The organism is Actinomadura sp. 7K507, from assembly GCF_004348425.1.
Taxonomy (GTDB): domain Bacteria; phylum Actinomycetota; class Actinomycetes; order Streptosporangiales; family Streptosporangiaceae; genus Spirillospora.
The window spans coordinates 1-13,556 of the sequence record NZ_SMKK01000246.1 but is presented as its reverse complement, the minus strand read 5'-3'; the positions used below and the strand labels follow the sequence as shown (position 1 = coordinate 13,556).

Sequence of the window (13,556 nt, the reverse complement as noted above, 5' to 3'; positions counted from 1 at the left end):
GCCCGGCCCTGCGCGCCGACCGGCCGGGTCGCGGGCGGCACGGAAGGCCCCACCATGCCGTCCGACCCCCCTGCCGATGCACTACCAGGCCCTCGCCCTTCTCCTGGGCGCGGCCACGGCACCGCTCGCGCACACCTCCCCGACACCCACGCCCCGCCAGGGAGCACGGACCGGGCCCTGCCCGTTCGCCCCATCGACGCGGAGACGGTGCGGCGGCTGCGGTGGCTGATCCCGGAGATCGCGGCGGAAGCGGCGGAGACCGCGCGTGCCCAGGTCCTCGCCTACTCATGGGACCGGCGGCCGAACGACCGTGATCTGCTGTGCGAGGCCATCACCGCCTCGATCGACGCCTTCCTGAACCCGGCGGGCCCGCCCGACGAGCCGCCGCCGCGGGTCCTCGGCCTCTTCCGGTCGCTGGGCGAGACCGAGGCGGACGACGGGCGCAGCCCCGAGGACCTGCGGGCGGCGCTGTCGGCCGCGACCGGCGCCATCGCCGGACGCCTCGCCGAAGAGACCGTCCGGCACCGCACCGGACTGACCCCCCAGCGCGGCGGGACACTCGTCCAGCTCGGCCTGGCCTACACCGACCGCCTCCAGCAGGAGGCCGAGGCCGGATGCCTCGCAGCGGAGGAGCGGGACGCCGGCCAGGCCGGACCAGAACGCCGCCGCATCGTCGAGTTGCTGCTGCGCCCGTGTCCCGAGCCGCACAGGCTCAAGGACGCCGCCGCACACGCGAACTGGCCGCTGCCGCAGACGGTCGCGGCGATCGCCGTGGACCGCCGCCAGCAAACCGCGTCACCCAGGTTCCTGCCCGCCGACGTGCTCAGCGGGCTGCACCTGGACGCCCCGTGCCTGATCTTCCCCGACCCGGCCGGGCCCGGCCGGCGCGCGGTGCTGCAGACGATGCTCGGCGACCATCCGTCCGTCATCGGCCCAACGGTCGAGGTCACCCGCACCGCGCTGTCGCTGCGGCTGGCCCGCCGGTGCCTGGAACTGCTCCCGCCCGCGACGCTGCGCACGCGGACTCCGGTGCACCTGAGCGAGCACATCCCGACACTGCTGCTCCTCCAGAACCCCGAACTGGCCCGCAGCCTCGCCGACCGGAAACTCGCACCGCTCCGGCGGCTGCGCCCCTCCCAGCGGTCGCGGCTGGCCGGCACGCTGCTCGCCTACTTCGAGTGCGGCTTCAACGGCAACAGCACAGCCGCCCGCCTCCGAACCCACCCGCAGACGGTCCGCAACCGCATCCGCCAGCTCAACGACCTGCTGGGCCCGGATCTGTACAACCCCGCATACGCGCTGGACTACCTCATGGCGCTGCACGCCTGGCGGCTGCTGCCGGACGAGCCCCACGACGACCGGGCCGGCACCCGCACGACCGGCACCCGCACCAACGGCACCCGCACGACCAGGAAGACGGCATGACCTTCCGGTTCAGGAGCGTTCGAGGGAGGAGCGGGCCCATCGCGCCGCCTGGCGGGCCAGTTCGTCCCGCCGGTCCCGTCCGGTGCGGTACCGGATCTCGGCGACCAGGTTGCCGACGCGGAAGTGGATCACGGAATCGCCGTCCGGCCCGGGTGTGGTGAAGGCGGCCTCGCCCAGGTCGGGGAGCGGCGTCACCCGCTCGGTGGCGCCGGCCCTCTCCTCCGCGAGCAGGCGGCGGGCCGCGGCCGTGCCCGCCGTCGTGCGGAGTGTGAGCCTGAGCCGCTCGTCCCCGTCCGCGGTCGCGGAGGTCTGCCAGACGCAGTACTTGCTCGGCTGTCCCGTGGCCGAGTCCGGGGTCTCGTCGCCGTGATTGTGGAAGGTGCGTACCAGTCTGCCCGCCTGCTCGGCGCTGATGAGACCGCACGGTGAGGGCGCGGCCGCGAAACGGGCCGGCTCGGGAGCGCCGGACGACGGCGGCGCCGACCGCGACGCCTGCGGCGGCGGTGCCGGATCGGCCGTATCGCCCGGATCGCGGAGGGCGATGACCACGACGGTCACGATGACCACCACGGTCGCCACGACGACGGCGAGGGCCGCGACGATCCAGGCAGCGCCGCTTCTCGGCGGCCGGGCGGGCGCGGTGGGAGGTCCGGCATGGGCGGGGTGCGGCGACGGCGGCAGAGCTTCGAGAGCGGGGACGGTGCGCTCGCCCGTCACCAGGGCACGCAGGTACGCCTCGGCCGCTTCCGTGCTGAGGCGAGCCGCCGGGTCCTTGACCAGCAGCCGCGCCAGCAGCGGGCCGAGCGGTCCCGCTGCGCGGGGCGGGTCCGGCTCGTCGGCCAGGACCGCTCCGAGCGTGCCCATCACGGTGCCGCGGGCGAACGGCGGACGGCTCTCCGTCAGGGCGTAGAGCGTCGCGCCCAGGGACCAGAGGTCGGAGGCGGGTCCGCTGTGGTCGTGGCGCACGCGTTCGGGCGCCATGTAGGCCGGGGACCCGATCAGCGAGCCTTCCCGCGTGAGCGTGGCCTCTCCGTCCAGCGCGGCGATGCCGAAATCGGTGAGGACTGCGCGCCCGTCCTCGCGGAGGAAGATGTTGGCGGGCTTGACGTCCCGGTGCAGGATCCCGTGGGCGTGGGCGGCGCGGAGGGCGTCCAGGATCTCCAGGCCGATGCGCGCCACCCGGTCGGGCGGCAGGGGGCCGTCGTCGTCGAGCACCGCGTCCAGGGAACGGCCGGGGAGCAGGTCCATGACGATGCACGGCCGGCCCTCGTCGACGACGACGTCGTGCACGGTGACGATCGACGTGTGCTGGAGGAGGGCGGCCGCCCTGGCCTCCCGCAGGGCGCGCTGGGCCGCCTGGTCGCGCTGTTCGGCGCTCAGATGGCCGGGGAGCAGGAGTTCCTTGACCGCCACGTCCCGGCCGAGCAGGTCGTCGCGGGCGCGCCAGACCACGCCCATGCCGCCCGCGCCGAGCCGCTGGACGAGCCGGTAGCGGCCGGCGAGCGTCCGGGGCGGCGCGGTCATGACCTCGCCGCCACCGCTCGCGCGATCCAGCGTGCCGCCTCGCGGGCCTCACCCGGGGACGCGGTGCCGCGCTCGTACATGTGCTCGATTTCCAACACCGTGTTGTTCACCCGAAACACGACACCGGATATGTCCATGCTCTTCGACAAACCCGCGGAAGTGTAGGTGAAGGCTTCGTCGCCTATCCCGGCGACGGTGCGCGCCCCGGTTTCCCGCGCCTTCACATGGTCGACGTCGATCTCGGGCCATCCCCAGTAATGGACCCCCGCCGTGGCCGCGTTCTTGGTGCTCACGTATTTGTTGTGCGCCTCGGCGGGCGACTGCGGGGGCGGGGCGCCGGTGCTGCGGTGGAGGTCGCTGATCATGAATCCGTGTTTGGACGCGGCCCATCCGCACGACTTCTCGTCCTCCTCGACCTGGGGCTTTCCCTGCGGGAACAGTCGGCTCACCTGCTTCCGGGTGAGCAGACCGCACAGATCGAGCTGGGCGGACGTACTGGCGGACGCACCAGGGGACGGCGTCGCCCGCGGCGCGGCCGGACTCGCCGGCGCCGAGTCAGCGGTCGCCCGGCTCCCGTCCTCTCCATCGGAGGCGCTGATGGCCACGGCACCGGCGACCATGCCGCCGATCGCCACCACAGCGACACTTGCCGCGATGGGAATCCATATCCGCCGAGGCCCTTTCCTCGGAGGAGCGGCCCTCGGAGGAGCGGCCCGCGGAGCGAAGCCCGCACCGGGCAGCCCGGACGGCCTCCCAGCCGCCACATTCCGCAGAACCCGCCGCACCTCCCCGGCATCCGGCCGAGCGGACGGCTCCTTCCGCAGCAGGTACCACAGCAGCGGTGAAAGGGACCCGGCCTGTCGCGGCGGCGCCGGCTCATCGGCCAGAACGGCCCCCAGCGCCGCCATCGCACTGTCCCGTTCGAACGGCGGCCTTCCCTCGACCGCCGTATAGAGGGTGGCGGCGAGCGACCACAGGTCGGACTCGGGGCCGCCCGGTTGCTCCCGCAGCCGCTCCGGGGCGATGTATCCGGGAGAACCGACGAACGTCCCGGTGCGGGTGAGGGCGGGGTCCGCCTCCATACTCGCTATGCCGAAATCGGTCAGCACGACCCGGCCGTCGTCGGCGAGCAGCACGTTGCTGGGCTTGACGTCCCGGTGCACGATGCCCTTGGCGTGCGCGGCCTCCAGCGCGTCCAGGACCTCCAGCCCGATCTGGGCGGCCACCGGCGGCGGACGCGGGCCGTCCCGCCGGATCACCTGGTCGAGGGACGCGCCGCTCACCAGCTCTATGACGATCCACGGCCGTTCGTCCTCGATCACCACGTCGTGCACGGTGATGACGCCGGGATGGTCGATCAGCGCGGCCGCCCGCGCCTCCCGCTGCGCCCGGCCCGCCGCGACCCGGCGCTCCTCCGGGGTGAGCACGTCCGGGAAGACGATCTCCTTGACCGCCACGGTGCGGCGCAGCGTCTCGTCCACGGCGGACCAGACGGTGCCCATCCCGCCACTGCCGATCCGCCCCTCCAGCCGGTACCGGCCGGCGAGCACATGCCCTGACACCTGACGTTCGGTCCTTCCATCGCATTCGCCTCGATCCCGGCAATGATCGAACACGACCCCGTCCCAGCGGGCAAGTCGAACGACGTTCCCCGTGCGCGGGGACAGCCCGCCAGGTCAGGATTGCCGTGTCGCCGGACCTAGTACGGATCGTTCTCCTGGCCGGGGGATCCAGTGGCCCGGGGCGGCCGTTTCCGACGGAGATGCACAGCGGCGTGCCGCGCAGCCGTGCGATGAGGTCGGCGGGATTGCGCGCCCGCCGCGTGGTCGAGGAGCGCTGGATCCGGCCGACAGCGGTTCGAGCCCGGCGTCGACGTGAGTCGCCGAGCCGGTTCGGTGCGGCCAAATGCTAAACATGTATCCTTTCGCCATGGTCGAGCAAGCTGACGTCCCGCCACCCCCCTCGGGCTACCTGCTCTGGCACCTGTCGCTGCGCTGGCGGGTCGCCATGGACCGAGCGCTCTCGCCGTTGGGGCTGACACACGCCCAGTACGCGGTGGTGGCCTCGCTCTACAGCATGGAACGCGGTGGCGCCAAGCCGAGCCAGCGGCAGCTCGCCGACTTCAGCGGCCTGGAGCCCATGTACGTCTCCAGGCTCGCCCGCACGCTCGAAGCGGCCGGCATGCTCGAACGCCGGCACAACCCTGCGGATCCCCGCGCCGTCCAGATGTCGCTCACGCAGAAGGGAGCCGAGACCGTCGCGGCCGCGGTCGGCATGGTGCGCGATCTGGAGGAGCGCCACATGCGACCTCTCGGGGGCATGGACAGCCCCGAGGCCCTGGAGCTGAGGAGGAGCCTGGTGACCTTGCTCGACCACGCCAGAGCGCTTGCCGCGACTCCGGCGCCGGACTCCCTCCCCGCACGCTGACACCGCGGGCGCGCAACCGAGCCCCCTTGCGCCCGTTACCGGGTGTACATCTCGCAGTTGCGCCGGATCCCGGCGCGCTTCCTCCGGACGTCCCGAAGCCTCTCCCCCGAGGCTCAACGACCAGTGGAATCCGGCTCGAACAGAATCGTCCAGCGGGCTTCTAGCGAGCGCGATCAGCATGCGGCCAGCCGGGTTCGGAGACGGCGCCGCGGCACTGTCTCCGAACCCCGGCTCACCGGCCGACCGGTTCACGCGTCGGCCATCGACCGCGTCCGGTAGTTCCGCAGGGTGGCGATCGTCCCGCCGACGGTGGCGACGATCAGTGCCAGAGCCATGGCCCACGCACCGATGAGGCCGCTCGCGGGGTTCGGTTCGACCAGCCTGTCCGCGGCCTTGAAGGCGAACACGATCAGGTTGAGCAGCCCGGCGGCCGGAGCGGCGAGCGGTACGGCCCGGCCCGGCACGAAGGCGATCAGTCCGGCCGCCAGCAAGATGGCGACCAGGCCCGGCGGGATCGTCGGGGTGTCCGTCACTCCAGCGATCATCTGGACCACGAAGCCGAGGGCGGCGACCAGGAGAGCGCCCACCGTCAGCGTGCCGATGGCGGTTCGCAGGACTCGCGCGCTCATCGGATCCCCTTCTTCCGCGCCGCGGTGGCTGCCGGTTGTTCGATCGTCTCAGTGGTCATCGAACCTCCTGTGTCCGCGGCTCCCGTGTCGGAGCCGTTCGCTGCCAGGACGCCATCGCCAGGGGAGCCGGCCGCGTCGTTCCTCAAGCACCCGCAGGCAAGGACACTCTACATCGTTAATATAAACATGATTACTGTACCGCGTCCCGCCGCCCTCGGCGAGATGTCCCAGGGGCGGGGTGACCTGAGGGAGGTGACTGCTGGAGGTGGCCGCATTCGGCGCTTGCGGGCTCTTGCCGAGGGCGCCTTCGCGGCGGATTATGCGGGCAGCCGAACAAGTCGGGGGCCCGTTCCACTGCGAGGCGTCCCATGAGCGAGACACCCGACCCGACTGGCAGAGACCCCGAAGACCCCGGCGGGGCACCCGAGGACCGGCCGGCGAAAGCCACCGTGACCGGAGACTACAAGCTCGGGGTGAGCCGCCCCGACCTGCCGGTCACCGATCTGCCCACCCCGGAGGAGGTCTTCGGCGTCCGCCGGATCGGCCCCAAGGAGCTGGTCAAGTACGCGCTCGGCCCGAGCCTGATCGCGCTCGGCATCTCCATCGGCAGCGGCGAGTGGCTGCTGGGCCCGCAGGCGGTCGGCCAGTTCGGCTTCGAGGGCGTCGGCTGGATCATCCTCGTCTCCGCGGTGCTGCAGACGCTCTACAACATCGAGTGCTCGCGGTACGTCGTCGCGACCGGAGAGGTGCCGGTGGTGGGCTGGGGCCGCGTCCCGCCCGGCTGGTTCCTGTGGGTGCCAGTATCGGTGTTCATCATCCTCTTCGCGTTCATCGCCGGCGGCTGGGCCGCCTCCGCGGGGGAGGGGCTGTACGCCCTCGTCCACGCCGAGATCCCGCCCGAAGGCGCCGAGGAACCGCGGATCTGGGCGATCGCGCTGCTGGTGGTGGTGTTCCTGATGGCCGCCGTGGCCCGCCGGGTCTCCCGGACCCTGGAGCTGGTCAACTGGGTGCTCATCGGCACGATCCTGATCACGCTGCTGTTGCTGTGCGTCTTCCTGGTCCCGTTCGGCATCTGGTGGGACGGCATCACCGGCTTCGTCACCCCCGCGGCGCCGCCGGAGGGCATCACCGCCACCCAGCTCGGCGGGCTGGCCGGGTTCACCGCGCTGGCGTCCGGGCTGAACTGGTACGTGATGGGCCACTACCGGGACAAGGGCTACGGGATGGGCCACCGGGCCGGGTACATCGCGGGACTGCGGGGCCGGCGCGTCGAGGTGCTGCCCAGCGGCGTGACCTTCCCCGACGACGAGAAGAACCAGGGCCTGTGGAAGCGCTGGTACCGCCTGCTGCTCACCGACATGTGGGCCATCTTCTTCGCCGGCGCGATCATCGGCATGCTGCTGCCGACCATCCTGATGGCCCACGCGGTCGAGATCTCCGGCCAGGAGGTCACGCAGGGGAACGTACCGACCTTCGTGGCCGGCGCGCTGGACGCCGAGTACGGCCGCCCGCTGTTCTACATCGCGCTGATCCTGGGCGTGCTGGTGCTGTTCACCACCCAGCTCGGCATCTTCGAGGCGATGGTGCGCGTGACCACCGACGCGGCGCACGCCACCAGCCCCAGGCTCCGCACGCTGCTGGAGGGCGACCCGCGGCGCTTCTACTACCCGTTCATGCTCCTGCTGCTGGTGGTCATCGGAGTCATCCTGCACCTGGCCCTGCCGGTCAGCCTGGTGCAGTGGTCGGCGAACATGTCCAACCTGGGGGCGCTGATCTTCCCGTTCATGCTCATCTACCTCAACAGCAGGCTCCCGCGCCCGGCCCGCCCCCGCCCGTGGCACTACGTCATCCTGATGCTGAACTTCCTGTTCTTCGGATTCTTCTTCGTCAACTTCATCGCCGACTTCATCGGCGACCCACTGGTGACCTTCTGACCGCCGCCGCCCGCTCTCCCCGGCGCCGCGCACCACCGTGACCGGGGAACCGGCCGGGAACACCGCTGATCAAGCGTCCACGCTGGTACCGGGGCAGGCCGGTGGCCCCCGGCACTGCGCCGCCAGAGCCGGGGCGAAGATCACCCGAAACGACGAACGCGCCGACCGGCGTCCGGTGCCCCGGCCGGTCAGCGCGCTTCGGAATGCGCCTCCGGCAGGATTCGAACCTGCGACACCCGCTTTAGGAGACAGGCGAGCATCACCATGGGACTACGCCAACTACCTGCATAAACCCCGGTCCGGCCACCCGTTGAGGTCGCCCGTGGGGACACATTGGGGGATGACCAAGCTCTCAGACCGCTTCTAACGAGATCGCTTTGTCGCCCTGCCCACGTATCGCGGTACACCGCGAACACCAGCGACCGACGTACTCACAGCCTTGCCCGATGCGCCCCATGAGATCCCCACCGCGGGTTCGCCTCGCCTCCACGGGACGCCGCACTTGGGTCGCGCACCCGCCGGACTGGGCCACCACGCCGCATAATCCGCGGAATCCGCAGAAACCCACCTCTCCACCGGCGCGGCCCTCGCTGCCCAGGTCAGGGGGCGTCCGCGGACCAAGGGACTCCCGCCGCAGAACCCTTGTCAGCTCCCTAGCACGGAAGCGTTTGCCCAGGTCAAAGGATTGCGCGGATTTCTGCGACATTGCGCGGTACCTCCCACCGAGGGAGGTACGCCGCTGTCCAGCATTGGATAGGATTCTGCGGATTCTGCGGATTGTGCGGCGGGGGCAACCCACGGGACGATGGGTGAGCAGCAATCCCCACGCCCGAGGGTCCGGAGACGCAGCACAACTGGGTGAGTGGCGTGCTGCCCAGACCAGAGTGTCAGCAAAGCTGAAGGAGACTGAGAGCATGCCAACGTCAGATTCACCAGATGGCCAGGCAGGAGAGGCTGCGGAGCCGCTAGGAGGCGACCAGATTGCGGAGCCCCTTAAGGCTTGGTCTAGATGGCTGGCGGGCTTGCTTGGGTTCGTCCTTGCTGGAGGAGGGGCCGTAGCGACTTTTATAAGCAAGAACCAAGCTGGCAGCGTTGCGCTCCTCCTTCTTGGAGGGGTTTTTCTTATTATGGCAGTTACTGCGGCGCCAGTTCGCGGATTCCGTATCGGAGATAACGAATTTAGGTTGGCGCAACTGCGGGGTGAGGCGCTCGAAGACTTGGCTGATGAGTCACCGGAGGTAGCGGAGCGCGCTTTGGACGTTCTAGCCCAGTATGACCCCGGAATTTTGTCCGACCCCAGGGCTGCACCTGTCTACGGCAAGGTGTATTCGCAATTCGCACTCGCGAACATGCAACTAATGTTTCCGCAGGCAAATATCGAAGAGCAGGTCACGGATGGAGGCGTGGATGCGATAATACGTACAGAAGATAACAAGCTGCTGGGAATTCAGTTGAAATATCTTTCGAGTCGTGCACGCATTACTCATTCTTGGTTCATGCGAGTTCAGAGATACAGTATTAACTCGATGATGCCAGTATTGATCGTCAGCAACGATACTCTTCCTATAAGTGGAGTGGTTAACGAAGATGGCTCTATAAAGCTTGAAACCAGCAAGGGCCTCGTGGGAGCGGTTACATGGACCGGACCGTCTGACAATGCGGTCTTGAAGAAAGCGATTGAACAGTTTGCAGGTAGTCGAGTCCCGCCTCACACTATGCACCTGAAGTCGACGGACTGAGTGCAAGCGTTCCCGTGCGGTCAAGATTTCCGGCAGTTGGAAGCCGCTTTATCGCGCCCGATGGAGTCCAGAGATATCGCTGGTGGTGATGATTTGTCCTATCCCAATGAACCGCTGGGTTACAAGGACCCCTGCCTCGTGGACGTGTTGGCCAGCGTGGCTCGCGGAGGCGTCTTCGATTAGCCACGGGGTCAGATCGAGCTCGAATGCGTCTACGACTGTTTTGAGTACGCAACTCTCGGTTGCTATGCCGCACACGTAGATGTCGGTCCAACCGCATTCGCTGACCAGAGCGCGACCCTTCTCGTCCGCGAACAGGCTGTACATGTGTTTGTCGATGACGGCTGTTGCCTTCGCGGCGAGTGGGGCGAGTTCGGGAACGATGTCTGTCTGCGGAGAGTCGCGAAGCTGCGTCCACTTGATAAGGCGCTCGAACGGGCTGTTCTCGTAGTTGAAGTATCGGGTGAACACAACATCGCCACCCGCTGCTTGCCAGCGCTCTACGAGGTCGACTATTACGGGAATGACATGGCGGGATTCGTCACGGACAAACCCGTTCTGTACATCGACTACGGCCAGTACGGCCCTGTTTGAAGTCATGAGGTCCCCTGACTCTGCGATTGGCGCGCTATGTCTATTGCTTGGTCTAGGTGCTCCAGCAAACCACTAGTCTTTACGATTGCATCCCTCATTGCCCGATGTTGCCCTGTCTCCTGCGGTCGAGGATTAACGAGACGAGACTTCGCGCCGCGCAAGAACCGCCACCCGTGCGGCTCGGGCAAGTCCGGATCGAGGCCGGATTCTACCTGCCGGTTGATGTACTCGCAGTATGCCCACATTGATTGGGTTGCGAGTTCGCACGCAACGAGATCGCTCTCGGCTAGTGCTTGGTCCGGGGAAAAAGGATGGTAGACAACCCCTGACCATGAAGCGTGTCCGATGGATACACCGCTAAGTCCGAACGGCTCGATTCCACTCCCGTCGTGCCCGTTGGTTAGGATTCTGCGCTCTGCTTGCTCCGCCTGTTCTCTTTCGCTCTCAAGAAACTGCGCTTCGCGCTGCAACAAAATCCTTGGCGTGCATATTGTGCGCAAGGCGTCGTCAAGGTTCTCTTCGGGCCATTCTGGGTCGGTAACCCAATAGGCGCTGAGAACATAGGACGCGCTCACATCCTCATGGCCGGTCAACTGCCGCAGGTTGGCAGTTGCCCATGCCATATTTTCTGAGTAGCTGCGCATCCTCCACAGTGCAAGGCTGGCGATATTGGGCAACGTGAGGTCCTCCACGAGATGGAAGATCGCTACTCCAAAAGGCCAGATGTGTAGGTCACACTGTCCGGACGAGTGGGCGAACGGGATTGACTGGCACGATATCCACTGTGAGGGGCCGGACCCTTGAAACTCACCTGAACTCGTGACTTGCTCGGCGCTGGACGATCCTATAAATGCAGCTATGAACTTGTGGGACCGTGCGACGAATCCGGCGAGTTCGCCAGCCTTGTCTTCCGTGACTTGCGGAGCACTTGAGGAGAGTGGGACGCGTCGTATGCGTTCCGCTTCTGCTGCTTCACGCGCTTCCGTGCGTCGAATGCCCTCTACTTCCTCATGTCCGGACGCGAGCATGCCACCCGTCTTAAGGAGTTTGTCGCACCCTTGCCAGAAGAGAGCCGAGCAGCTTTCGCCGCGTTCGGCGCCGGCGACGCGCGGACGAGAATAGCCAAGTAGATGGGCAAGCTCTTGCTGTGTGTAGCCCGAAGCTTCGCGTAGGCCGCGAAGCTTTCGACCGAGTGTTTTCCGCGCTTCTGCTACTGCGTCGGTGGCCACGGTAGGGGTCTCCCGGGGGGATGGGGGACGGTGTCAGCCGAATGTCAGCGGGTTGTTCGGTCTTATTGTTCGGACTTCCGATCATCTGACCTGACGGCGGAACCTCGATGACATGACACAGCGATCACCCGTCCGACTCCGCCGAGGGGATACGGCCGAGCAGGTGCGTCAGCGCCTTCTCGGCATCGTCCAGCTCCGACCTCGAACGGTTGAGCTGAGCACGAATCTTCGCAAGTTCATCCCGTACGTCGGGTTCAGCCTCGCCGGATGCGCACACGTAGGCGCCGCTGGCCGGACGGACCGTCACCAGACCGTCTTTGGCGAGGATCTGCACAGCCGCCGCCGCGGTGTTGGTCGCAACGTCGTATCGCTCCGCGAGCTGTCGATACGAGGGCAGCTTGCGACCCGGTGGATACCGAGTCCCCTCCTCGATCTCGGCGCGCAGGAGACGCGCGACACGGCGGCTCGGTAGCCGCTCATCATCTCTGTCCGCCACGAGAACCACCCTACCCATCTGTCTTGAGACGGAGCCTTGACGGCGCTCCCGCGCTGCCTTACCGTCTCAATACAGAACAACTGACTTGAGTCAGTTGCTCCCCTGGAGGTACGCCAGATGTTCCCGCAGAAGTCCAGCAACATCCCGCAGTGGTTGGCCGGTATCGCGGTTGCGATCTTCGCGATCAACAACCCGGAGAAGGCCGCGGCGCTGGTCAACCAGGTGATTCACGCGATCACCACGTTCTCCGGATCGCTGGGTTGATCCGGTGATGACCGCCAACCGCTCGCAGACGCTTGCCCTCGGCGCACAGGCCACCATGCACGCCGCCGAGGGTCACGCCCACCGCCCGTCCGCCACTCCCAACGAGGTGCCCATGTCCCGTTCCCTTTCGCCGTTCGCTGCGCTGGCCGGTGTCGACCTGCGCGGCACGCCGATCACCGGCGCGCAGTGCCGGTTTGACCCCGATCTGCACACCGGCCCCGACGGCGACGAGTCGCCGGACGAGCGCGCGGCCCGCGAACTGGTGGCCGCCGAGGTCTGCGAGTCCTGCCCGCTGCGTGCCGCGTGTTTCGAGCTGGCGATGCGGATCCGCCCCGAGTACGGGGTGTGGGCCGGTCTGACCGTCGCCCAGCTCGACGCGCTCGCCAGCCTTGACCTGGACGAGGTGGCCTGACCATGACGACCCGAACCTTGACCGCGCCGCGGCCCGGCCCGGTGGCCCTGTCGGTCGACCTGCCAGCCGGTGACATCCGCGTCATCACCGACCCGTCCCGCACGCTGGCCGAGGTCACCGTGACCGCCCACGGCGACAACCCGGCCGTGCACGACGCCGTCCGTGACGCCGTCCTGCGCTGGTACGAGCCGACCGGCAACCTGACCGTCCGAGTGAACCCGCCCGCCGGTGTGACCGTCGTTGACGGCACTCAGACCGTGATCGGCGCCCGCGGCGCGCCCGTCGTGCAGTCGTCCGGCGACGTCCCCGGCGGGGTGACCGTGATCGGCGGGAACGTCGTCCAAGTCGGTGGCCGCGTCACCGTCAACGGCGTCGAGGTCACCGGCGCCACGGCGGCGGCCGGTGGCCGAGTCGAGATCACCGCGCGCGTCCCCGATGGCACGTCGGTGACCGCGGCCACCCGGTCGGCGTCCCTGGAGTGTGCGGGGGAGTTCGCCGAGGTCGACTTCACCTCGACCAGCGGTGACCTGACCGCCGGTGGTGTCGGTGCGCTGCGCGCCAAGACCACCTCCGGCGCCGTGTCCGCCGCGGTGGTGGACGGCGCCGCGGCTGCCGCGTCGGTGTCGGGTGACCTCTACTTCGGCCGCGCCGACGATGTCACCGCCTCGACCACGTCCGGGGACGTCACGGTGAACGACTTCGCCGGCCGCGCCGAGGTGGCGACGGTGTCGGGTGATGTCCGGGTGCGCGCCGCCGAGGGCGGCACCATCACCGCCCGGTCGGTGTCCGGCGACGTCACCGTGACCGCGACCGGCACGGCGCTGGCCGAGGGACTGACCGTCGATGCGACCTCCCGCGTCGGCCGCGTGATCACCCCCACCAC

The 13,556-nt window shown here is 68.3% G+C and carries 13 protein-coding genes; 7 read left to right on the top strand and 6 right to left on the bottom strand.

Going from position 1 to position 13,556, the window contains the following annotated elements; all coding sequences use genetic code 11:
• Positions 1–1,425: PucR family transcriptional regulator (locus tag E1285_RS37140; protein ID WP_207947099.1), on the top strand; the 1,425-nt coding region annotated here is incomplete at its 5' end.
• A gap of 9 nt (positions 1,426–1,434) precedes the next feature.
• Here the strand turns inward: E1285_RS37140 and E1285_RS37135 are convergent.
• Positions 1,435–2,949, bottom strand: coding sequence for a serine/threonine-protein kinase (locus E1285_RS37135; protein ID WP_132159279.1), 1,515 nt, complete (start codon positions 2,947–2,949; stop codon positions 1,435–1,437).
• Positions 2,946–4,511, bottom strand: coding sequence for a serine/threonine-protein kinase (locus tag E1285_RS37130; protein WP_132159278.1), 1,566 nt, complete (start codon positions 4,509–4,511; stop codon positions 2,946–2,948). Before E1285_RS37130 ends, E1285_RS37135 begins: the two co-directional genes overlap by 4 nt.
• 367 nt (positions 4,512–4,878) lie before the next feature.
• Here E1285_RS37130 and E1285_RS37125 point away from each other — a divergent pair, with 367 nt between their 5' ends.
• Positions 4,879–5,376 (top strand): MarR family transcriptional regulator, encoded by a 498-nt coding sequence (locus E1285_RS37125; RefSeq protein ID WP_132159277.1) that lies wholly within the window; start codon positions 4,879–4,881, stop codon positions 5,374–5,376.
• A 248-nt stretch (positions 5,377–5,624) separates the two neighbouring features.
• Here the strand turns inward: E1285_RS37125 and E1285_RS37120 are convergent, their stop codons facing one another.
• Positions 5,625–6,005, bottom strand: a complete 381-nt coding sequence (locus E1285_RS37120; protein WP_132159276.1) for a hypothetical protein — start codon at positions 6,003–6,005, stop codon at positions 5,625–5,627.
• A 368-nt stretch (positions 6,006–6,373) separates the two neighbouring features.
• On the opposite strand from E1285_RS37120, the gene E1285_RS37115 reads away from it, so the two are divergent.
• Both E1285_RS37115 and E1285_RS37110 read left to right on the top strand, forming a co-directional pair.
• Positions 6,374–7,939: an Nramp family divalent metal transporter gene (locus E1285_RS37115; protein WP_165966919.1), complete on the top strand. Its 1,566-nt coding sequence runs from the start codon at positions 6,374–6,376 to the stop codon at positions 7,937–7,939.
• Positions 7,940–8,853: 914 nt separating this feature from the next.
• Positions 8,854–9,678 (top strand): hypothetical protein, encoded by an 825-nt coding sequence (locus E1285_RS37110; RefSeq protein ID WP_165966918.1) that lies wholly within the window; start codon positions 8,854–8,856, stop codon positions 9,676–9,678.
• Positions 9,679–9,726: 48 nt separating this feature from the next.
• Here E1285_RS37110 and E1285_RS37105 read toward each other — a convergent pair whose 3' ends face one another.
• From E1285_RS37105 to E1285_RS37095, 3 genes are all read right to left on the bottom strand, one after another.
• Positions 9,727–10,278, bottom strand: a complete 552-nt coding sequence (locus E1285_RS37105) for an isochorismatase family cysteine hydrolase (protein WP_132159274.1) — start codon at positions 10,276–10,278, stop codon at positions 9,727–9,729.
• Positions 10,275–10,964 carry a hypothetical protein gene (locus tag E1285_RS47855; RefSeq protein ID WP_243723311.1) on the bottom strand — a complete coding sequence of 230 codons (690 nt, stop codon included), beginning with the start codon at positions 10,962–10,964 and terminating at the stop codon, positions 10,275–10,277. Before E1285_RS47855 ends, E1285_RS37105 begins: the two co-directional genes overlap by 4 nt.
• A gap of 661 nt (positions 10,965–11,625) precedes the next feature.
• The gene (locus E1285_RS37095) at positions 11,626–11,997 is read right to left on the bottom strand and encodes a GntR family transcriptional regulator (RefSeq protein WP_165966917.1); all 372 of its coding nucleotides are present in this window, start codon (positions 11,995–11,997) and stop codon (positions 11,626–11,628) included.
• Between the two features lie 117 nt (positions 11,998–12,114).
• Between E1285_RS37095 and E1285_RS46005 the strand changes: the two genes are divergently transcribed.
• The 3 genes from E1285_RS46005 to E1285_RS37085 all read left to right on the top strand — a co-directional run.
• Positions 12,115–12,261 (top strand): hypothetical protein, encoded by a 147-nt coding sequence (locus E1285_RS46005; protein ID WP_157419387.1) that lies wholly within the window; start codon positions 12,115–12,117, stop codon positions 12,259–12,261.
• A 7-nt stretch (positions 12,262–12,268) separates the two neighbouring features.
• Positions 12,269–12,673, top strand: coding sequence for a WhiB family transcriptional regulator (locus E1285_RS37090; RefSeq protein ID WP_132159271.1), 405 nt, complete (start codon positions 12,269–12,271; stop codon positions 12,671–12,673).
• A 2-nt stretch (positions 12,674–12,675) separates the two neighbouring features.
• On the top strand, positions 12,676–13,556 hold an 881-nt coding region (locus tag E1285_RS37085; RefSeq protein WP_132159270.1), incomplete at its 3' end, for a DUF4097 family beta strand repeat-containing protein.